Annotated in this window: 17 protein-coding genes and 1 tRNA gene; 10 read left to right on the forward strand and 8 right to left on the reverse strand. The window is 74.7% G+C overall.

All coding sequences use genetic code 11. The features are described from left to right. Positions 1 to 17: 17 nt before the first annotated feature. The 5 genes from thrB to argS are packed head-to-tail and all read right to left on the reverse strand — an operon-like array spanning position 18 to position 6,456. On the reverse strand, positions 18 to 929 hold the full coding sequence (gene thrB, locus ACI79U_RS12375) for a homoserine kinase (protein ID WP_457067084.1): 912 nt from the start codon (positions 927 to 929) through the stop codon (positions 18 to 20). Continuing rightward, positions 922 to 2,013, reverse strand: a complete 1,092-nt coding sequence (gene thrC, locus ACI79U_RS12380; RefSeq protein WP_457067086.1) for a threonine synthase — start codon at positions 2,011 to 2,013, stop codon at positions 922 to 924. The genes thrB and thrC overlap by 8 nt, the downstream gene beginning before the upstream one ends. Further along, positions 2,010 to 3,308: a homoserine dehydrogenase gene (locus tag ACI79U_RS12385; protein ID WP_457067088.1), complete on the reverse strand. Its 1,299-nt coding sequence runs from the start codon at positions 3,306 to 3,308 to the stop codon at positions 2,010 to 2,012. Before ACI79U_RS12385 ends, thrC begins: the two co-directional genes overlap by 4 nt. Beyond that, the gene (gene lysA / locus ACI79U_RS12390) at positions 3,305 to 4,798 is read right to left on the reverse strand and encodes a diaminopimelate decarboxylase (protein ID WP_457067091.1); all 1,494 of its coding nucleotides are present in this window, start codon (positions 4,796 to 4,798) and stop codon (positions 3,305 to 3,307) included. The genes ACI79U_RS12385 and lysA overlap by 4 nt, the downstream gene beginning before the upstream one ends. Beyond that, the gene (gene argS / locus ACI79U_RS12395; protein ID WP_457067093.1) at positions 4,795 to 6,456 is read right to left on the reverse strand and encodes an arginine--tRNA ligase; all 1,662 of its coding nucleotides are present in this window, start codon (positions 6,454 to 6,456) and stop codon (positions 4,795 to 4,797) included. Before argS ends, lysA begins: the two co-directional genes overlap by 4 nt. Before the next feature lie 198 nt (positions 6,457 to 6,654). Between argS and ACI79U_RS12400 the strand changes: the two genes are divergently transcribed. The 3 genes from ACI79U_RS12400 (at position 6,655) to ACI79U_RS12410 (ending at position 8,299) form a co-directional block, all read left to right on the forward strand. Beyond that, entirely contained in the window at positions 6,655 to 7,467 is an 813-nt protein-coding gene (locus tag ACI79U_RS12400; protein ID WP_457067095.1) for a DUF3105 domain-containing protein, read from the forward strand. Then, positions 7,467 to 8,153: a DUF305 domain-containing protein gene (locus ACI79U_RS12405; RefSeq protein ID WP_457067097.1), complete on the forward strand. Its 687-nt coding sequence runs from the start codon at positions 7,467 to 7,469 to the stop codon at positions 8,151 to 8,153. The genes ACI79U_RS12400 and ACI79U_RS12405 overlap by 1 nt, the downstream gene beginning before the upstream one ends. A gap of 74 nt (positions 8,154 to 8,227) precedes the next feature. Then, positions 8,228 to 8,299: transfer RNA gene (locus ACI79U_RS12410), tRNA-Arg, on the forward strand. A gap of 87 nt (positions 8,300 to 8,386) precedes the next feature. Here the strand turns inward: ACI79U_RS12410 and ACI79U_RS12415 are convergent. Both ACI79U_RS12415 and ACI79U_RS12420 read right to left on the reverse strand, forming a co-directional pair. Beyond that, positions 8,387 to 10,024, reverse strand: coding sequence for an ABC-F family ATP-binding cassette domain-containing protein (locus ACI79U_RS12415; RefSeq protein WP_457067099.1), 1,638 nt, complete (start codon positions 10,022 to 10,024; stop codon positions 8,387 to 8,389). Between the two features lie 51 nt (positions 10,025 to 10,075). Beyond that, the gene (locus ACI79U_RS12420; protein WP_457067101.1) at positions 10,076 to 11,095 is read right to left on the reverse strand and encodes an adenylate/guanylate cyclase domain-containing protein; all 1,020 of its coding nucleotides are present in this window, start codon (positions 11,093 to 11,095) and stop codon (positions 10,076 to 10,078) included. 432 nt (positions 11,096 to 11,527) lie between these two features. Between ACI79U_RS12420 and ACI79U_RS12425 the strand changes: the two genes are divergently transcribed. The 6 genes from ACI79U_RS12425 to ACI79U_RS12450 all read left to right on the forward strand — a co-directional run bounded on the left by ACI79U_RS12425 (position 11,528) and on the right by ACI79U_RS12450 (position 19,175). Further along, positions 11,528 to 12,421 carry an ATP-binding cassette domain-containing protein gene (locus tag ACI79U_RS12425; RefSeq protein WP_457067188.1) on the forward strand — a complete coding sequence of 298 codons (894 nt, stop codon included), beginning with the start codon at positions 11,528 to 11,530 and terminating at the stop codon, positions 12,419 to 12,421. After that, a complete protein-coding gene (locus ACI79U_RS12430) occupies positions 12,418 to 13,170 on the forward strand; it encodes an ABC transporter permease (RefSeq protein ID WP_457067104.1) in 753 nt (250 codons plus the stop codon). Before ACI79U_RS12425 ends, ACI79U_RS12430 begins: the two co-directional genes overlap by 4 nt. A 65-nt stretch (positions 13,171 to 13,235) precedes the next feature. Continuing rightward, entirely contained in the window at positions 13,236 to 14,048 is an 813-nt protein-coding gene (locus tag ACI79U_RS12435; RefSeq protein ID WP_457067107.1) for an ankyrin repeat domain-containing protein, read from the forward strand. A 154-nt stretch (positions 14,049 to 14,202) separates the two neighbouring features. Further along, the gene (locus tag ACI79U_RS12440) at positions 14,203 to 18,129 is read left to right on the forward strand and encodes a multifunctional oxoglutarate decarboxylase/oxoglutarate dehydrogenase thiamine pyrophosphate-binding subunit/dihydrolipoyllysine-residue succinyltransferase subunit (protein WP_457067109.1); all 3,927 of its coding nucleotides are present in this window, start codon (positions 14,203 to 14,205) and stop codon (positions 18,127 to 18,129) included. Between the two features lie 34 nt (positions 18,130 to 18,163). Then, a complete protein-coding gene (locus tag ACI79U_RS12445; RefSeq protein ID WP_457067111.1) occupies positions 18,164 to 18,349 on the forward strand; it encodes a DUF6104 family protein in 186 nt (61 codons plus the stop codon). A gap of 121 nt (positions 18,350 to 18,470) precedes the next feature. Next, the gene (locus ACI79U_RS12450) at positions 18,471 to 19,175 is read left to right on the forward strand and encodes a metal-dependent hydrolase (protein ID WP_457067113.1); all 705 of its coding nucleotides are present in this window, start codon (positions 18,471 to 18,473) and stop codon (positions 19,173 to 19,175) included. Between the two features lie 22 nt (positions 19,176 to 19,197). Here ACI79U_RS12450 and ACI79U_RS12455 read toward each other — a convergent pair whose 3' ends face one another. Then, positions 19,198 to 19,581 carry a S26 family signal peptidase gene (locus tag ACI79U_RS12455; protein WP_457067115.1) on the reverse strand — a complete coding sequence of 128 codons (384 nt, stop codon included), beginning with the start codon at positions 19,579 to 19,581 and terminating at the stop codon, positions 19,198 to 19,200. Positions 19,582 to 19,631: 50 nt separating this feature from the next. Here ACI79U_RS12455 and sodN point away from each other — a divergent pair, with 50 nt between their 5' ends. After that, entirely contained in the window at positions 19,632 to 20,036 is a 405-nt protein-coding gene (gene sodN / locus ACI79U_RS12460) for a superoxide dismutase, Ni (protein WP_457067118.1), read from the forward strand. Positions 20,037 to 20,083: the final 47 nt, after the last annotated feature.

Here is a 20,083-nt window from a genome sequence, read left to right on the forward strand (position 1 = left end):
CAGTGTGTTCCTGGGCATCACAACCGTACCGCACGCCCCATCCCGTTGACGACGGCGCCGTCGCCGTCCACCGAGAGGGGCATGCAGCGCCACCCGTTCGGGGTGTGCGCGGCCAGCGCGTCGACCGCCTCGGCACCGGGTGCGAGCACCAGCACGCACGGCCCGGCACCGGAGACCACCGCGGCGTGTCCGGCGTCGCGGAGCCGACCGAGCAGCTCGGCGCTGCCGGGCATCGCCGGGGCGCGCTGGGCCTGGTGCAGCCGGTCCTCGGTGGCCTCGAGCAGGAGCTCGGGTGCGGCGGTGAGCGCGTGCACCAGCAGCGCGGCCCGCCCGGCGTTGGCGGCGGCGTCGGCGTGCGGCACCGAGGCCGGCAGCAGCCCCCGGGCCACGTGGGTCGACAGGGTGGCGTCGGGCACGAACAGCACCGGCGTGACCTGCGGCCGGACCGCCAGCCGCACCGCGCGGGCGCCGGCCGTGGTGGTCCAGGACAGCGTCGCCCCGCCCAGCAGGCAGGGCGCCACGTTGTCCGGGTGCCCCTCGAGCGCGGAGCACAGCCGCAGCACCGCGGCCTCGTCGACCTCGTCGACGTCGGGGCACAGCGCCCACGCGGCGAGCACCCCGGCGGTCACCGCCGCGGCCGAGGAGCCCATCCCCCGCCCCTGCGGGATGCCGTTGGTCGCGGCCAGCCGCAGGCCCGCGGGCGACCAGCCGAGCTCTGCGCTCGCGGCCCGGAATGCCTGCACCACCAGGTGCGACTCGTCGGTGGGCAGGTCGGCTGCCCCCTCCCCGGCGACGGTGACGGCCAGGCCGCCGTCGGTGACCGCGAACTCCAGCTCGTCCCAGCAGGTCAGCGCCAGACCCGCGGAGTCGAACGCCGGGCCGAGGTTCGCGCTGGTCGCCGGGACCCGGATCCGGACGGCCTCACCCACCGGCGACCAGGCCCAGCTGGGCGGCGGCCGCCGCGGCGTCGACCGGCACGGTGACCGGTGCGGGCGCGCCGGAGATCGCCCACTCCGGGTCCTTCAGGCCGTTCCCGGTGACCGTGCAGACCACCCGCTGGCCGGGCGCGAGCCCGCCGGCCTCGGCGACCTGGAGCAACCCGGCCACCGACGCCGCGGACGCGGGCTCGACGAACACCGCCTCGGAGCGGGCCAGCAGCCGGTAGGCGGCGAGGATCGCCCGGTCGGTGACCGCGTCGATCCGGCCGCCGGACTCGTCACGGGCGGCCAGCGCCTTGGTCCAGGACGCCGGGTTGCCGATCCGGATGGCGGTGGCGATCGTGCTGGGCTGCTCGACGACCCTGCCGGTGACGATCGGCGCCGCGCCGGCCGCCTGGAAGCCCCACATCCGCGGTGTGCGGGTGGCCGGGCCGTCGGCGGCGTACTCGCGGTAGCCCTGCCAGTAGGCGGTGATGTTGCCGGCGTTGCCGACCGGCAGGCAGTGGATGTCCGGCGCGTCGCCGAGCACGTCGACGATCTCGAAGGAGGCGGTCTTCTGCCCCTCGATCCGGTACTGGTTCACGCTGTTGACCAGGCTCACCGGGTAGTCGATGGCGAGCTTGCTGGCCAGCGCCAGGCAGTCGTCGAAGTTCCCCTCGACCTGCAGCAGCTTGGCCCCGTGCACCAGTGCCTGGGCGAGCTTGCCGGTGGCGATCTTGCCCTGCGGGACCAGTACGGCGCAGACCAGCCCGGCGCGCGCGGCGTAGGCGGCGGCGCTCGCGCTGGTGTTGCCGGTGGAGGCGCAGATGACCGCCTGCGCACCCTCCTCCAGCGCCTTGGTGATCGCCATGGTCATCCCGCGGTCCTTGAACGACCCGGTGGGGTTGGCGCCCTCGACCTTCAGGAACACCTCGCACCCGGTCCGGCGGGACAGCTCCGGGGCCGGCACCAGCGGGGTGGCGCCCTCCTGCAGCGTCACCACCGGGGTGCTGTCGCTCACCGGCAGCCGGTGGCGGTAGGCCTCGATCAGCCCGGGCCAGAACGGGGAGACCGGTCCCCGCAGCGCACTCGTCATGACAGCCCCTCCACGCGCAGCACGCTCGTCACGCCGCGGACGGCGTCCATCTCCCGCAGCCGGCCCACCGTCGTCGCCAGGGCGGCGTCCGGCGCCCGGTGGGTCACGATGACCAGGGTCGCGGCGTCGCCGTGGCCGTCCTGCCGGACGGTGGCGATGCTGACCCCCTGCGCGGCGAACTCCTGGGCGACCGTCGCCAGCACGCCCGGCACGTCGGCGACGTCGAGGCTGACGTGGTAGCGGGTGGGCGTCTCCGCCATCGGCCGCACGCTCAGCCCGGCGTAGCCGGTGGTGCCCGGGCCGGCGGCGCCGGTGAGCCGGTTGCGCGCCACCGCCACCAGGTCGCCGAGCACGGCGCTGGCCGTGGGCTGCCCCCCGGCACCCTGGCCGTAGAACATCAGCTCACCGGCGGCGTCGGCCTCGACGAAGACGGCGTTGAACGCGCCGCCGACCGCGGCCAGCGGGTGGGTGGTCGGGATCATCGCCGGGTGCACCCGGACGGCGATCGAGTCGTCGGCGCCGTCGCTGCCCGCGACCCGCTCGCAGATCGCCAGCAGCTTCACCGTGCAGCCGATCTCCGCGGCCCGGGCGACGTCGCTGGCCGAGACCGCGGCGATCCCCTCCCGGTACACGTCGGAGGAGCGCACCGGGGAGTGGAAGGCCAGCGAGGCGAGGATGGCCGCCTTCGCCGCGGCGTCGAACCCGTCGACGTCGGCGGTCGGGTCGGCCTCGGCGTACCCGGCCTCGGTCGCCTCGGCCAGCGCCTCGCCGAAGCCGGCGCCGGTCTCCGCCATCCGGGACAGGATGTAGTTCGTCGTGCCGTTGACGATGCCGACCACGCGCCGCAGCTGGTCCCCGGCGAGCGACTCGCGCAGCGGGCGCAGCAGCGGGATCGCCCCGGCCACCGCCGCCTCGTAGTACAGGTCCACCCCGGCCTCGGCGGCCGCGGCGTGCAGCGCGACGCCGTCCTCGGCCAGCAGCGCCTTGTTCGCGCTGACCACCGACTTGCCCGCGCCGATGGCGGCCAGCAGCAGGGTGCGGGCCGGTTCGATGCCGCCGATCACCTCGACCACCAGGTCGACGTCGTCCCGGGTGACCAGGCCCTCGGCGTCGGTGGTGAGCAGCTCGGCGGGGACTCCCGCGTGCCGGTCGGGGCGGCGGACGGCGACGCCGACCACCTCGACCCGCCGGCCGACGCGGGCGGCGAGGTCGTCGGCCTGCTCGGACAGCAGCCGCAGCACGGCGCTGCCGACGGTGCCGCAGCCCAGCAGGGCGACCTTCAGGGAGTCACTCACGAGCGGGCTCCAGCGGGGTGCTCGGGGGCCGGCTGGTCGATCGCCGGCGAGGGGGCGGGGACGTCGGCGAGGACCGCGTCGAGGGCGAACACGTCGGACAGTGTCTGCCGCCGGACGATCTCGGTGGCGGCGCCGTCCCGGACGGCGACGACCGGCGGCTTGAGCAGGTAGTTGTAGTTGCTCGCCATCGACCAGCAGTAGGCGCCGGTCGCGGCGACGGCGAGCAGGTCGCCGGGCTGCACGTCCGAGGGCAGCCACAGGTCGCGGACCAGCACGTCGCCGCTCTCGCAGTGCTTGCCCACCACCCGGCACAGCGCGGGCGGGGCGTCGGAGGTGCGGTTGGCCAGCACGCAGGTGTAGGCGGCGTCGTAGAGGGCGGTGCGGATGTTGTCGCTCATCCCGCCGTCCACGGAGACGTAGTTGCGCACCAGCGCGGCGCCCGGAGCGCCGCTGGAACCCAGCCGGACCGGCTTGATCGTGCCGATCTCGTACAGCGTCACGGTGCCCGGCCCGGCGATCGCCCGCCCGGGCTCCACGGCCAGCCGGGGCACCGGCAGCCCCAGCTGGGCGCACTCGGCGGCGACGACCGTGCGCAGCCGGGCCGCGACGTCGCCCGGGGTGACCGGGTCGTCCTCGGGCAGGTAGGCGATGCCGAACCCGCCGCCGAGGTTGAGCTCACCGAGCACCTCCCCGGTGGCCTGGTGCACCTGGCCGAGCAGGCCGACCACCCGGTGCGCAGCGGCCTCGAACCCGGCCGTGTCGAAGATCTGCGAGCCGATGTGGCTGTGCAGGCCGGCCAGGTGCAGCGCCGGCTCCCGGATCACCCGGACCGCGGCGGTCAGCGCGTCGCCGGTGGCCAGCGAGAAACCGAACTTCTGGTCCTCGTGCGCGGTGGCGATGAACTCGTGGGTGTGCGCCTCGATGCCCACGGTGGAGCGGATCAGCACCGCCACCGGCGCGCCGCCACCGGCGACCCGGGCCTCGGCCAGCGGCACCAGGCGCTCGATCTCGTCGAAGGAGTCGAGCACCACGTGCCCGATCCCGGCGTCGACGGCGAGCTGCAACTCGACCAGGGACTTGTTGTTGCCGTGCAGCGCGATCCGCCCGGCGGGGAAGCCGGCGGCCAGCGCGACGGCGAGCTCGTTGCCGCTGCAGGCGTCCAGGAACAGGCCGTCGTCGGCGATCCAGCGGGCCACCTGCCCGCACAGGAAGGCCTTGGAGGCGTAGTGCACGTCGGCGTCGCCGAAGGCGGTGGCGAAGTCCGCGGCCCGGCCGCGGAAGTCGCCCTCGTCCAGCACGAACAGCGGCGTGCCGTGGTCCCGGGCCAGCTCGGTGACCGGCCGGCCACCCAGGTGCAGCTCGCCGTCGACCCGGGTGGCCGACCGCGGCCAGACGTGCGGGTCGAGCGCGCCGAGGTCCGTGGGCGGGGCGCCCGCCGCCGGCGGCGGCGTCAGCGTCCCGTGCAGCGGCCCGGCCGGGTGCGCCCTCACATCCGCTCCGGAGCGGAGACGCCGAGCACGCCCAGGCCGTTGCGCAGCACCGTGGCGGTGGCGGCGCACAGCCACAGCCGGGCGGTGGTCACCGGGGTCGCCTCCTCGTCGCCGCGGGGCAGCACCCGGCAGGAGTCGTAGAAGCGGTGGTAGGTGCCGGCCAGCTCCTCCAGGTACCGGGCCACCCGGTGCGGCGCGCGCAGCTCGGCGGCCGAGGCGACCACCTGCGGGAACTCCGCGATCGCCCGCAGCAGGTCGCTCTCCCGCTGGGTCTCCAGCAGCGCGGTGTCGACCCCACCGGGCTCCCCCAGCGGCAGTCCGAGGTCGGCCGCCCCGCGCAGCAGGGAGGCGATCCGGGCGTGGGCGTACTGGACGTAGAAGACCGGGTTGTCGTTGGTCCTCCGCGTCCACGCGTCCAGGTCCAGGTCGATCTGCTGGTCGACCGAGGCACGGGCGAGGGCGTACCGGGCGGCGTCCGCGCCGATCGCGTCCACCAGGTCCTCGAGGTTGACCACCGTGCCGGCCCGCTTGCTCATCCGCACCGGCTCGCCGTTGCGGACCAGGTTCACCAGCTGGCCGATGAGGATCTCCAGGTTCGTGGCCGGGTCGTCGCCCATCGCCGCGACCAGCGCCTTGTACCGGCCCACGTAGCCGGTGTGGTCGGCGCCGAGCATGATCACGACCTTGTCGAAGCCGCGCTCCCGCTTGTCCAGGTAGTAGGCGCAGTCGGCGGCGAAGTAGGTCGGCTCGCCGTCGCTCTTGACCAGCACCCGGTCCTTGTCGTCGGCGAAGGTCGTCGTCCGCAGCCACACCGCGCCGTCGGACTCGTAGACGTGGCCTTGCTCCCGCAGCCGGGCCACGGCCTTCTCCAGCGCGCCGCTGTCGTGCAGCGTCCTCTCCGAGAAGTAGGTGTCGAAGACGACGCCGAACCCGGCCAGGCTGCGCTTGATCTCGGCGAACATCAGCTCGACGCCGCGCACCCGGAACCGCTCCTGCTGCTCCTCGGCGGGCAGCTCCAGGACGCCCGGCTCCGCGGCGACGACCTGGTCGGCGATCTCGCGGATGTAGTCACCGGCGTAGCCGTCCTCCGGCACCGGCCGGCCGAGCGCCGCGGCCTGCAGGCTGCGGGCGAACCGGTCGATCTGCGATCCCGCGTCGTTGAAGTAGTACTCGCGGGAGACCTCGGCGCCGCTGGCGGTGAGCAGCCGGCCCAGCGCGTCGCCGACCGCCGCCCAGCGGGTGCCGCCGATGTGCACCGGGCCGGTGGGGTTGGCCGAGACGAACTCCAGGTTCAGCCGCTGCCCGGCCAGCACCTCGGTGCGCCCGTACGCCTCCCCCGCGGTCACCACCCGGACGGCGATCTGCCCCAGCGCGTCCTTGGCGAGGGTGACGTTGAGGAAGCCGGGGCCGGCGACGTCGACCGCCGCCACGCCCTCGTGCTCGCGCAGCTGCGCGGCCAGCACCTCGGCCACCTCGCGCGGCGGCCGCCCGGCCGGCTTGGCCAGCCGGAGCGCCACGTTGGTGGCGTAGTCACCGTGCTCGGGGTTCTTCGGGCGCTCGATGACGACGTCCCCCGGGACGGCGACGGCGAGGTCGCCGCGCTCCACGACCGCCGCGACAGCGGACCGGACGACGTCACTGAGCTGCTCGGGTGTCACCGCTCGATCGTACGGAGCCGGGCATCCCCGTTCCGACCTGCCCGCCGGGCTGTGCGCCGGGGCACCTCGGCGGGGCCGGTCGACGTCCAGGATCCGCACAGCTCGGCGACCTACACTCGCCCCGCCCGGGCCAGGTCCCGGCAGCGACGCGCGGGGCACCAGGCACCCGTGGAGCAGCACCGCAGCGAGGAGAGGCAGTTGGCCAAGGACCCCAAGCCCGGAACCGGTCGCCCGTCGGGCGGCGCCTCCCGCGGGGGGTCGGGGGCCCAGCGGTCCGGCGGCCGGGGGCGCACCCGCCCGCCGGCGAACGTGGTCACGCCGCAGCGGCCGTGGGGGCTGATCGCCGCGGCGATCGCCGTCGCCGTCTTCGCCGCCGCGATCCTCACCTACGCCGTCATCACGGTGAACCGGTCCAACGCCAACCGGATCACCTCGGCCGACCAGCTCGAGGGGCTGCAGACCTACGAGTACGCCGGCGCCGAGCACGTCGTCACCGGGGTCGACTACGTCGAGACGCCGCCGGTGGGCGGCCCGCACGACAACGAGTGGGCCGACTGCACCGGCACCGTCTACGACGTGCAGATCCGCCCGGAGAACGCGGTGCACAGCCTCGAGCACGGCTCGACCTGGATCACCTACGACCCCGACCTGGTCAGCGACGACGACGTCGCCACGCTGGCGGAGCTGGTCGATGGCCGCGCCGGGCTGATGCTCTCCCCGTGGCCGGGCCAGGGCGCGCCGATCAGCCTGCAGTCCTGGAACCACCAGCTGACGGTCGACTCCGCCACCGACGAGCGGATCGAGCAGTACGTCGACTTCTTCACCCTCAACGCCGAGTTCCACCCCGAGCCCGGGGCCAGCTGCGACAACCCGACGTTCCTCAGCGACCCGCTCACCGTCGACGACGCCAGCCGTTACGCCGGCGCCGGCGACCAGTCGATGACCGACGTGCCCAGCGACGCCCCGGTGGACTCCGCCCCGGCCGACGGCGGCGAGACGACGACGCCCTGATGACGGCACCGACCACCGAGCACCCCACCCCCGGACGGCCGCGCTGGCTGACCGCCCTGCTGGTCAGCGTGATCGCCGTCGGCATGCTGGTGGCCGGCGGCGGGCTGGCCGTCGCGCTGGGCATCGGCTCGGAGGAGACCCCGGCGGCGGACTCGGTGGACGCCGGGTTCGCCCGGGACATGTCCCGGCACCACCTCCAGGCGGTGCAGATGGCCAACCTCGCGCTGACCCGCAGCGACGACCCGGAGGTGCAGCAGCTCGCCTTCGACATCTCGGCCACCCAGACCAACCAGGTCGGCCGGATGCAGGGCTGGTTGTCGCTGTGGGACCTGCCGCTGACCAGCGGTGAGGTCATGGGCTGGATGGACGACGGCGCGATGGCCGGGATGGACCACTCCGGCCACGGCGACGAGGAGGGCGCGGCGCTGATGCCCGGGATGGCGACCGACGCCGAGCTGGCGCAGCTGCGCGCCGCGACCGGCACCGAGCTCGACACGCTCTTCCTGCAGCTGATGACCCGGCATCACCAGGGCGGCCTGGAGATGGCCGAGTACGGCGCGGAGCACGCCCAGGTGGCCGCGGTCCGGCGGCTGGCGGAGTCGATCGCGCAGAGCCAGTCGGCGGAGACCGCGACGATGGTCGCGATGCTCCGCGCCCGCGGGGCGCAACCGCTCCCCTTCCCCTGACCCCACCGCCGGCGCCGGTCACCCGGGCTGGTAGCTTTTCCTCCGGCGCCGCGCGATCGGGCGCCGCGGAACGAGCCCCCGTAGCTCAGGGGATAGAGCACTGCCCTCCGGAGGCAGGGGCGCAGGTTCGAATCCTGCCGGGGGCACCCACAGCCCCAGGCTCACCGCAGCACCGACACCGCCCGCCCGGCCACTGGCCGGGCGGGCGTCGTCGTCCCCGAGGGAACCCCGCGTCAGACGTCCCGCACGACGCCGTCGGTGACCAGCAGCCGGCGCGTGGTGTGCACCGCCTCGAGCATCCGCCGGTCGTGGGTCACCAGCAGCAGGGTGCCGGGGTAGTCGGCCAGCGCCTGCTCCAGCTGCTCGATCGCCACCAGGTCCAGGTGGTTGGTCGGCTCGTCGAGCACCAGCACGTTGACCCCGCGGGCCTGCAGCAGCGCCAGCGCCGCCCGGGTCCGCTCCCCCGGGGACAGCGTCGCGGCCGGGCGCAGCACGTGGTCGGCGCGCAGCCCGAACTTCGCCAGCAGGGTGCGCACCTCGGCGTCGGGCTGGTCGGGTACCTGCCGGCCGAAGGCTGCGGCCAGCGGCTCGTCGCCGAGGAACAGCCCGCGCGCCTGGTCGACCTCCCCCAGCCGCACCCCGGGACCCAGGGCGGCGGCGCCGGCGTCCAGCGGCAACCGGCCGAGCAGGGCGGCGAGCAGGGTGCTCTTGCCCGAGCCGTTGGCCCCGGTGATCGCCAGCCGGTCGCCCCAGTCGACCTGGAGGTCGACCGGGCCCAGCCGGAAGTCGCCGCGGCGCACCACCGCGCCGCGCAACGTGGCGACCACGGCGCCGGCGCGGGGGGCGGCCGCGATCTCCATCCGCAGCTCCCACTCCTTGCGCGGCTCCTCGACCACGTCCAGCCGCTCGATCCGGCGCTCGGTCTGCTTGGCCTTGGCCGCCTGCTTCTCCGAGGACGACCGGTTGGCGGCCTTGATGTGCTTGTCGCCGTCCTTGGACTTCTTGATCGAGTCCCGGACGCCCTTGGCCATCCAGTTGCGCTGCATCCGGGCGCGCGCCTCCAGGCCGGCTTTCGTGTCGGCGAACTCCTCGTACTCCTCGCGGGCGTGCCGGCGGGCCACCTCCCGTTCGGTCAGGTAGGCCTCGTAGCCGCCGTCGTGCACCCGCACCAGCTGCTGCGCGAGGTCGAGCTCGACCACCCGGGTCACGGTGCGGGCCAGGAACTCACGGTCGTGGCTGACCACCACCACCCCCGCACGCAGCCCGCCCACGAAGCGCTCCAGCTGGTCCAGCCCGGCCAGGTCCAGGTCGTTGGTGGGCTCGTCGAGGAGCAGCAGGTCGTAGCGGGACAGCAGCAGCGAGGCCAGCCCGACCCGGGCGGCCTGGCCGCCGGACAGCCCGGTCATCGCGGCGTCCAGGGCGACGCCGGGGGCGACGGTGGCCACCACCTCATCGGCCCGCTCGGCGAGGTCGGCCCCGCCCAGGGCGAGCCACCGCTCGAGCGCGTCGCCGTACGCGTCGTCGGCGCCGGCCTCCCCCGCGGTCAGCGCGTCGGTGGCGGCGTCCAGCGCCTGCTGCGCGGCGGCCACCCCCGTCCGGCGGGCGAGGGCGTCGAGCACCGTCTCACCGGGACGCCGCTCGTGCTCCTGGGGCAGGTACCCCACGGTGGCCGACGGTGGGGACAGCGCGACGTCCCCGGCCTCGGCGGGCAGCTGCCCGGACAGGGTCCGCAGCAGGGTGGACTTGCCGGCGCCGTTGACCCCCACCAGCCCGACGACGTCGCCAGGGGCCACGACGAGGTCGAGGTCGGTGAACAGGACACGGGCGCCGTGGCCGGCGGCGAGGCCGCGGGCCAGCAGGGTGGCGGACACCCGCACATGGTGCCCACCGCCCCGGACGGCGGTCGACCGGGCTCCCCCGGGTCAGGCCCCGTCGGCCGGTGGCTCGTCCGTCCCGCGTCCGAGCACGTCCCGGGCGATCTCGTCGAGCAGCTCCTCCAGCGCGGCCACGCCGGGCGGGTCGCCCTCCTCGCGGCGGCGGACCAGCCAGGGCTGCAGCTGGTCGTAGCCGCGCACCGACACCTGCCGCAGCGGGCGGACCCGGTAGGCCGGCGAGCCGAGCAGCCGGCGGGCCAGCTCATGGTCGACCAGGACCGAGGACGGCCGCGCGATCGAGGTCAGCCGGCTGGCCAGGTTGACCACCGGGGAGTAGACGTCGCCCAGCCGGGTGAGCACGGGGCCGTAGGCCGCCCCCACCCGCAGCGGCGGACGGTCGTCGGCCGACCACTCCACCGGCAGCCGCAGGGCGATCTCGACCGCGTCGACGGCGTCGGCGCAGGTGAACAGCACCCCGTCGCCCACGGTCTTGACCACCCGGCCGCGGTACCGCGCGATGACGTCGGCGGCCAGGCCCTCGAAGTCCTCCACCATGACGCCCAGCTCCCGGCCGCCCATGCCGCGGCTGCGCGAGGTGTAACCGACCAGGTCGGCGAAGCCCACCGCGAGCTCCCGGCGGTCGGCGCCGGAGGAGCGCACCAGCCGCCCGGCGTTCGCCGCCAGGTGCCGCCGCCACACGTAGTCCTGCAGCTCGCTCATCAGCGGCAGCAACGCCTCGGTGGAGCGCAGCACCGCTGCCTCGACCTCCGCCGGGTCCGCCTCGGTGCCCGCCTCGGTGCCGGCCTCGGTGCCGGCCTCGGTGAGGCGGGCGGCGAGCATGTCGGTCTGCCAGTCGGCCAGCCGGGACAGCGCCTGCCCCATGGCCCGGGCGATCGACGCCTCGTTCTGCGGGTCGACGAAGCCGGAGTCGATCAGCGCCGACAGCCGGGCCAGCGCGGTCACGTCGGCGTCGGTGAACGCCGGGTCGTCGTCGGCGACGTCGGCGAAGCCCAGCGCCCGCCACAGCCGCTGGGTCCGCTCGGCCGGGATCCCGGCCAGCTCGGCCACCTGCCGCCGGGTGTACCTGCGGGGCCCGCCGAGCAGCAGCCGCTCGAGCTCCTCCCGGGCAGCCGCCGGCCGTCCGGCCGGCTCCCCCGGGCCGGTCTCCGTCAGCGGTCGGCCCGCGGGTTCCGCGGCCGCCCGGCGGCGGTGCGGGAGGCGTTCACGAGGGCGGAACCTACCAACCCGGCGACCGCACTGTGCTCATGGTCACGCCCGCCGGCGCACGGTGGCCGTGGTCACGCCCGCCGGGCACCCGGCTCCGCCGCGCCGGGCCCGGCGGGCTGCCGCGAGGACGAGCAGTGCGCTTGGATGGCCCGCGGAGTGCGCGCCCCGACGACCCCTCGCCGACCACAGGAGCCCGAGATCGCCAGCCCGAGCAGCGTCGCGACCGACCCCGTGCGGGTCGAGGTCCGCGGCCTCACCAAGTCCTTCGGCGCGGTGCGCGCCGTCGACAGCCTGAGCTTCACCGTCGAGCCCGGCCAGGTCACCGGCTTCCTCGGCCCCAACGGCGCCGGCAAGACCACCACGCTGCGGATGGCGCTGGGCCTGATCACCCCCGACGGCGGGACGACCACGTTCAACGGCACGACCTACGCCCAGCTGGACGACCCGCTGCGCCGGGTCGGCGCGGTGCTGGAGACGGCGTTCCACCCGGCCCGCAGCGGCCGGGACCACCTGCGCGTCTACGCCGCCGCCGCCGGGCTGCCGGCCTCCCGCGCCGACGAGGCGCTGGCCCGGGTCGGGCTGGGGCCGGCGGGCAGACGCCGCGCCGGCGGCTACTCGCTGGGCATGCGCCAGCGCCTGGGGCTGGCCACCGCCCTGCTGGGCGACCCGCAGGTGCTGGTGCTCGACGAGCCGGCCAACGGGCTGGACCCGGAGGGCATCCAGTGGCTGCGCGGCTTCCTGCGCCACCTGGCGCACGAGGAGGGCCGCACGGTGCTGGTCTCCAGCCACCTGCTCGCCGAGGTGGAGCAGACCGCCGACCGGGTCGTCATCGTGGGCGCCGGCCGGCTGGTGCGGGAGGGCTCGCTGGCCGACCTGCGCGGTGGCTCCGCGGGGGGCACGGTGCTGGCCCGCAGCCCCCGGGTGGCCCAGCTGGCCCAGCTGCTGGGCGCCGCCGGCGCCACCGTGACGCCCACCGGGCACGACGGGGTGACCGTGGGCGGGATGGCCACCGAGGAGGTCGGCCACCACGCCTTCGCCGGCGGCATCGAGCTGCGCGAGCTGCGTGCGCAGACCAGCGGCCTCGAGGAGGTCTACTTCCGGCTCACCGCCGGGCAGGAGCAGTACGCCGCGGGTTCCCCGGCGCAGACCGAGGGGACGGCCCGATGACCCGGCTGGTGCGCGCGGAGTGGCTCAAGCTGCTGACCACCCGCGTCTGGATCGGGCTGCTCGTCGGCGCCTGCGTGCTTGCCGGCGGCTTCGCCGCCCTCTTCACCGGCCTCGCCGGGCAGGAGGGCGGCCCGGCGCCGATCGGCACCCCGATGTACGAGCAGCTGGCCCTGGGAGCGGCCGGCCAGGCCGCTATCCTCTCGCTGGTGCTGGGGATCATCGGGATGACCCAGGAGTACCGGCACCGCACGGCCACCCCCACCTTCCTGGCCACCCCGCACCGCGGCCGGGTCGTCATCGCCAAGCTCATCGCCTACCTGGTGGCCGCGATCCCGTTCGCGCTGGCCGCCTGCGCGGTGGCCGTGGTGGTCGTCGTCGTCTACGCCGGGGCGCGCGGCTCCGCGCCGTCGCTGACCGGTGACAACCTCGAGGTGCTGATCGGCGCGACCGTCTCGATCGTGCTGTACGCGGTCATCGGGGTCGGGGTCGGCGCGCTGTTCCGCAACCAGGTGGGCGCGATCGTCGGCTCGCTGGTCTACCTGTTCATCATCGAGAGCATCATCGGCGGCATCCCGGCCACCGCCGACGTCTACAAGTGGCTGCCCGGTGGCGCAGCGGCCGCCCTCACCGCCGTGAACGAGGGTCCCGACCTGCTCAACCAGTGGCAGGGCGGCCTGCTGCTGCTCGGGTACGGCCTCGTCGCCGCGGTGCTGGGCACGCTGCTCGCGGTGCGCCGCGACGTCGTCTGACCGGGCTCGTCCAACCGTCGATCAGCCCGGCCGAGCCGGCCTCCGGGCCGGGGACAGGAGGTCCAATGACCACCCGGATGACCGCCCAGCGACTGGGACTGCTGATCGATGCGGGCCAGACGGCCGAGGTGCGCGCCGCGATCACCGAGCAGCCCACGCTGCTCACCGCGACCGTGGAACGCGCCGGCGAGGACGGGTGGACGCCGCTGCACCTGGCGGTCGCGGCGGGCCGGGCGGAGGTGGTGACCGAGCTGGTCGGCGCCGGCGCCGACGTGCAGGCCACCACCGGGGACGGCCGCACCCCGCTGCAGGTCGCGCTGGTGGACGCCCCGGAGCTGGTCGCGGTCCTGCGCGGCCTGGGCGTCCCGGTCGACGCCGGCACCGCCGCGTTCCTCGGCGACGTCCCGGCACTGCTGGCGCAGCTGGACACCAGCGCCCCGCTGCGGTCCCCGGCGGTCGGCACCAGCCTGCTCGGCTGGGCCGCCCGGGGCGGTTCGGCGCCCGCCGTGCGGCTGCTGCTCGGCCGCGGCGCGGCACCGGACGGCGAGGTGCTGCACGCCGCGGCGGCGGCGGGGGCGGCCCCGGTCGTCGGCCTGCTGCTGTCCGCCGGCGTCCCGGTCGACGCCCGCGACCCCGACAGCGGCCGCACACCGCTGCACAGCGCGGTCGCCGGCCCGGGCGAGGGCGCGCCGGCCACCGTGCAGCTGCTGCTGGCGGCCGGGGCCGACGTCGACGCCACCACCGCCGACGGCGCCAGCGCGCTGGACATCGCCCGGGTGGCCAGTGCCCGCGGCCGGGCGGGAGCCGCTCCCGGCGCCGGGCCGGCGGTCGTCGACGAGGTGCTGGAGCTGCTCCGAGCCGCCGGGGCCGACGGGTGACCCGACCGCCCCTCGCGGGGCCCCTGGGACCGGTGAGCCGGGACACGTGCGGCACCTCACGTCGGACGATCCGCAGCACAACCGGCGGGCGTAGAGTCGGACACCGGTCCAACGACGTCCACCGACGAAGAAGGCACTCCTCCCCGTGTCAAGCGTGAGCTCATCCCAGCCGTCCGCCGCCAGCAGCAACCCGGTGGCGGGCTTCGGTACCAACGAGTGGCTGGTCGAGGAGATGTACCAGCAGTACCTCGCCGATCCACGCAGCGTGGACCAGGCGTGGCACGACTTCTTCGCCGACTACCGGCCGGGCAGCCCGGTCACCGACGGGCAGGACCGTGCGCCCGCCGAGGCGCCGGCCCCGGAACAGCCCTCGACGCCGGAGCCCGGCGGTGCCCCCACCGCGACCAGCTACGCCTCCCCCGCGCCCGAGCGCGAGGTCACCCGCCCGGCGCCGGCAAGCACGCCCAAGGCCCCCGCCGCCGCGCCGGCGGCCGAGGACGCCCCGTCCGCCGACGCAAGCCCGGCGGACCGGTCCAGCACGCCCGCACCCAGCACCCCTGCACCCAGCACCGAGGAGCCCGTCTCCCGGGCACCCATCGCCGACCCCCGCTCGGAGGGAACCGTGGTCAACCGCGCCGCCGAGCGAGCCTCGCAGCAGCAGCCCGCCGCACCGGCCAAGCCGGCGGCCAAGGCCGGGGCCGCGAAGCCGGCCGCCGAGTCCGGTGAGGGCCCGACGCGCACCCCGCTGCGCGGCGCCGCGGCGAGCGTGGTCAAGAACATGAACGCCTCGCTGACCGTCCCGACGGCCACCAGCGTGCGTGCGGTCCCGGCCAAGCTCCTGGTCGACAACCGGATCGTCATCAACAACCACCTGGCCCGCGCCCGCGGCGGGAAGGTCTCCTTCACCCACCTGATCGGCTACGCGCTGGTCCGGGCGCTCGACGCCTTCCCGAACATGAACAGCGCCTTCGCCGAGGTCGACGGCAAGCCGGTGCTGGTGCGCCCCGAGCACGTCAACTTCGGGCTGGCCATCGACCTGCCCAAGCCCGACGGCTCCCGTTCCCTCGTCGTCGCCTCGATCAAGGCCGCCGAGACGATGGACTTCGCGGCGTTCTGGGGCGCCTACGAGGACATCATCCGGCGGGCCCGGGCGAACAAGCTGACGATGGACGACTTCTCCGGCACCACGGTCAGCCTGACCAACCCGGGCACGATCGGCACCAACCACTCGGTGCCGCGGCTGACCACCGGGCAGGGCACGATCGTCGGCGTCGGGGCGATGGACTACCCGGCCGAGTTCCAGGGGATGAGCCCCGAGGCGCTCGCCGAGATGGCCGTCTCGAAGATCATCACGCTCACCTCGACCTACGACCACCGGGTCATCCAGGGCGCCGAGTCCGGCGACTTCCTGCGCCGGATGCACCAGCTCCTGCTCGGCGAGGACGGGTTCTACGACGACGTCTTCCGCTCGCTGCGGGTGCCCTACGAGCCGGTCCGCTGGGTGCCGGACATGCGGGTCAGCCACGAGGGCCAGATCGACAAGGCCGCCCGGGTCATCGAGGTCATCGAGGCCTACCGGCGCAACGGCCACCTGATGGCCGACACCGACCCGCTGGAGTTCAAGGTCCGCACCCACCCCGACCTGGACATCGTCCAGCACGGGCTGACGCTGTGGGACCTGGACCGCCAGTTCCCGGTCGGCGGCTTCGCCGGCGAGCGGACCATGCTGCTGCGCGACATCCTCGGCGTGCTGCGCCAGTCGTACTGCCGCACCGTGGGCATCGAGTACATGCACATCACCGACCCCGAGGAGCGCCGCTGGCTCCAGGAGCGCATCGAGGTCAAGCACGACCAGCCCACCCGGGACAAGCAGAAGCGGGTGCTCGGCCGGCTGAACGCCGCGGAGGCGTTCGAGACCTTCCTGCAGACCAAGTACGTCGGGCAGAAGCGCTTCAGCCTCGAGGGCGGCGAGTCGGTCATCCCGCTGCTGGACGAGGTGCTCACCTCCTCCACCGAGCACGGCCTCGAGGAGGTCGCGATCGGCATGGCGCACCGCGGCCGGCTGAACGTGCTGGCCAACGTGCTGGGCAAGAGCTACTCGAAGATCTTCGGGGAGTTCGAGGGCAACATCGACCCGGGCACCGTGCAGGGCTCCGGTGACGTGAAGTACCACCTGGGCGCCGAGGGCAGCTTCGAGCACGACGGTCGCCAGCTCGCCGTCTCGCTGGCCAGCAACCCCAGCCACCTGGAGACGGTCAACCCGGTCCTCGAGGGGATCGTGCGGGCCAAGCAGGACATGATCGACAAGGGCGAGGGCGGCTTCACCGTGCTCCCCCTGCTGCTGCACGGCGACGCGGCCTTCGCCGGGCAGGGCGTGGTGCAGGAGACGCTGAACCTGTCCCAGCTGCGCGGCTACCGCACCGGCGGCACGCTGCACGTGGTCATCAACAACCAGGTCGGTTTCACCACCAGCCCGGCCCAGTCCCGCTCGACGCTCTACTCGACCGACGTCGCCCGGATGATCGGTGCCCCGGTCTTCCACGTGAACGGCGACGACCCCGAGGCGTGCGTGCGGGTGGCCCGGCTCGCGGTCGACTACCGGCAGGCGTTCAACAAGGACGTCGTCATCGACCTGGTCTGCTACCGCCGCCGCGGCCACAACGAGGGCGACGACCCCTCGATGACCCAGCCGCTGATGTACGACATCATCGACCGCAAGCGCTCGGTCCGGAAGCTCTACACCGAGGCCCTCGTCGGCCGCGGCGACATCACCCTCGCCGAGGCCGAGGAGGCGCTGAAGGACTACCGCGACCAGCTGGAGCGGGCCTTCGCCGAGACCCACGACGCCCGCGACTCCTCGACGCCCGAGCCGGTCATGGACCCGCGGTCGCCGCAGGAGATGACGGTGGACACCGCGATCACCCGCGAGGTGCTCAAGACCATCGGCGACGCGCACGTCTCGCTGCCGACGGACTTCACCGTGCACCCCAAGCTGCAGCGGATGCTGGAGCGCCGGGCGGCGATGGCCAGCGAGGGCGGCGTCGACTGGGCGATGGGCGAGCTGCTGGCCTTCGGGTCGCTGCTGATGCAGGGCGTCCCGGTGCGGCTGGCCGGTCAGGACTCCCGCCGCGGCACCTTCGTGCAGCGGCACTCGGTGCTCATCGACCGGGAGACCGCCGCCGAGCACACCCCGCTGTCGCACCTGACCGAGGACCAGGCGAAGTTCTTCGTCTACGACTCCCTGCTGAGCGAGTACGCCGCGCTCGGCTTCGAGTACGGCTACTCGGTGGCCAACCAGAAGGCGCTGGTGCTCTGGGAGGCCCAGTTCGGCGACTTCGTCGACGGCGCGCAGATGGTCATCGACGAGTTCATCAGCTCCGGCGAGGCCAAGTGGGGGCAGCGCTCCGGCGTCGTCCTGCTGCTGCCGCACGGCCTGGAGGGCCAGGGCCCGGACCACTCCAGCGGGCGGATCGAGCGCTTCCTGCAGCTGTCGGCCGAGAACAACATGACGGTCGCCAACTGCTCGACGCCGGCGAACTACTTCCACCTGCTGCGCCGCCAGGCACTGTCGGAGGTGCACCGCCCGCTGGTGGTGTTCACCCCGAAGTCGCTGCTGCGCGCCAAGGCCGCGGTCAGCTCGGTCGAGGACTTCACCGAGCAGCGGTTCCGCCCGGTCCTGCCCGACCCGGGGGTGGGCGGCGCGCCGCTGGACGCCGCCGGGGTGCGCCGGGTGCTGCTGTGCAGCGGCAAGGTGAGCTACGAGCTGCTGTCCCAGCGGGAGTCCGAGGGCCGCACCGACACCGCCGTCCTCCGGGTCGAGCAGCTCTACCCGCTGCCGGCCGAGGAGATCAGCGAGGCGCTGGCGCTGTACCCGGGCGCGACCGACGTCGTCTGGGTGCAGGAGGAGCCGGCGAACATGGGCGCCTGGCAGTTCATGGCCTGCAACCTGCCCGAGCACCTGGACGGGGACCGGACCCTGCGCCGGGTCTCCCGCAAGGCCTCGGCGAGCCCGGCGGTCGGTTCGGCGAAGGTGCACGAGGTCGAGCAGCGTCAGCTGGTCGCCCAGGCCTTCGCCGACTGACCCGCCTTCGCCGACCGACCCGCGGGAGCACGACGTGTACTTCACCGATCGCGGCATCGAGGAGCTGGCCGGCCGGCGGGGCGAGGAGGAGGTCAGCCTCGCCTGGCTGGCCGACCAGCTGCAGGCCTTCGTCGACCAGCACCCCGACTTCGAGGTGCCGGTCGAGCGGCTGGCGACCTGGCTGGCCCGCGGCGGCACCGACGACACGGACGACGAGTGACGGCCGCCCCCGCTCCTCCCCCGGAGCCGGGGGCGGCCTGAGCGGCTGAGCGGTCACCTGCGGGCGGCCGCCACCCGCGCGCCTCCCCCGGACCGGCACCGGCGGACGGCACGCTCCGTGCGTGCTCGGTCACTCTCACGCGCTCTCCGGCCTGGCCGCCGGCGCCGCGACGCTGCCCTGGGCCCCGGTCGAGGGCACGGTCGCCCAGGTGGCCTGGGTGGCCGCCGCGGGTGGGTTCGCGATGCTGCCCGACCTCGACCAGCGCGGGTCCACCATCTCCCGGATGTGGGGGCCGGTCACCGACGTCCCGTCCGGCCTGGTCAACACCATCGCCCGCGGGCACCGGTGGGGCACCCACGACGCCGTGCTGGCGCCGCTGGTCTTCGGCCTGCTCGCCTCCGTGGCCGCCTGGCAGCGCTGGTCGAGCCTGCTGCTGCTCGCCCTGGCCATCGGCCTGGCGCTGCGGGCACTGCACTTCGTCATCCCCGGCCGTGCGGAGAACACCGTCCTCGGCAACCTGGTGATCTCCTGGGGTGGGGCGTGGCTGCTGCTCGCGCACAGCCCGAGCCCGGCATGGCTGCCGTGGGCGGTCGCCGTCGGGGTGCTCACGCACATCTCCGGTGACGCACTCACCAAGGAGGGCGTCCCGGTCCCGGTGTTCTGGCTGCTGCGCCGCGCCCGGCTCAACCCGGTGCACCTGCGCACCGGCACGACGCTGGAGAAGGCGGTGCTGGCCCCGCTGTTCGGCGCGGCGACGCTGGTGTTCCTCTACCTGAACACCGGGGCCCGCGACCTGGTCGACCCGCTGCTGGACCGGCTGGGCTGAGCCCGGCGCACCCCAGCGGCGGTCAGCCCGGCGGCGGGGCCGGCGGGAGACGCCCGGGGCGGGGCCACAGCCGGACCACCACGCGGCCCACGACGAGCGCCGGCCCGAACGCCCGGCTGTCGTCGGCGACGAACGGGTTGTCGCCCTCCACCCACCAGCGGCCCCCCGCCAGCGGCCGGCGGGCGCGCTTGACCACCAGCAGCTCCGGCCGGGAGGGGAACCGGGCGAGGACGACGTCACCGGGGCGGACGGCGCCGGGCCCGCGCAGCCGGCGCACCAGGAGCCGGTCGGCGGACCGCACCGTCGGGGACATCGACGGCCCGCCGACCCGGGCCAGGACCCACGGGGTGGGCAGCCCGGGGAGCTCCTCGGGACCGCGGCCGCTGGACGTGTTCGTGCTGATCACCGCGGGTAGGGTCCCAGACGATCCATCCCCACGAACCCGGAGGCACACCCATGCGTCTGTTCCGCATGTTCTCCGCCGTCGAGGCCACCGCGCACTGCGACCTCCCCTGCGGCGTCTACGACCCCGCCCAGGCCCGCATCGAGGCCGAGAGCGTCAAGGGCATCCAGGAGAAGTACCAGGGCAACGACGACCCGGTCTTCCGCACCCGGGCCATCATGATCAAGGAGCAGCGGGCCGACCTGGTCAAGCACCACCTGTGGGTGCTGTGGACCGACTACTTCAAGCCCCCGCACTTCGAGAAGTACCCGCAGCTGCACGAGCTGTTCAACAAGGCCACCAAGCAGGCCGGCGCCGCCGGCGGCAAGGGCAGCATGGACCCCGCCGAGGGCCAGAAGCTGCTCGACTACATCGCCGAGATCGACAAGATCTTCTGGGAGACCAAGGCCGCCGCCTGAGCTTCCGTTCCACCGGCGCTGCCGGGCCGGCCCTCGGGGCCGGCCCG

The organism is Modestobacter sp. SYSU DS0904 (assembly GCF_054051115.1).

Excerpts from the sequence above, each read along its gene's own strand:
- thrC (WP_457067086.1), bottom strand. The coding sequence starts at position 2,013 with ATGACGAGTGCGCTGCGGGGACCGGTCTCCCCGTTCTGGCCCGGGCTG.
- ACI79U_RS12405 (WP_457067097.1), top strand. The coding sequence starts at position 7,467 with ATGACGGCACCGACCACCGAGCACCCCACCCCCGGACGGCCGCGCTGG.
- ACI79U_RS12430 (WP_457067104.1), top strand. The coding sequence starts at position 12,418 with ATGACCCGGCTGGTGCGCGCGGAGTGGCTCAAGCTGCTGACCACCCGC.
- ACI79U_RS12435 (WP_457067107.1), top strand. The coding sequence starts at position 13,236 with ATGACCACCCGGATGACCGCCCAGCGACTGGGACTGCTGATCGATGCG.
- sodN (WP_457067118.1), top strand. The coding sequence starts at position 19,632 with ATGCGTCTGTTCCGCATGTTCTCCGCCGTCGAGGCCACCGCGCACTGC.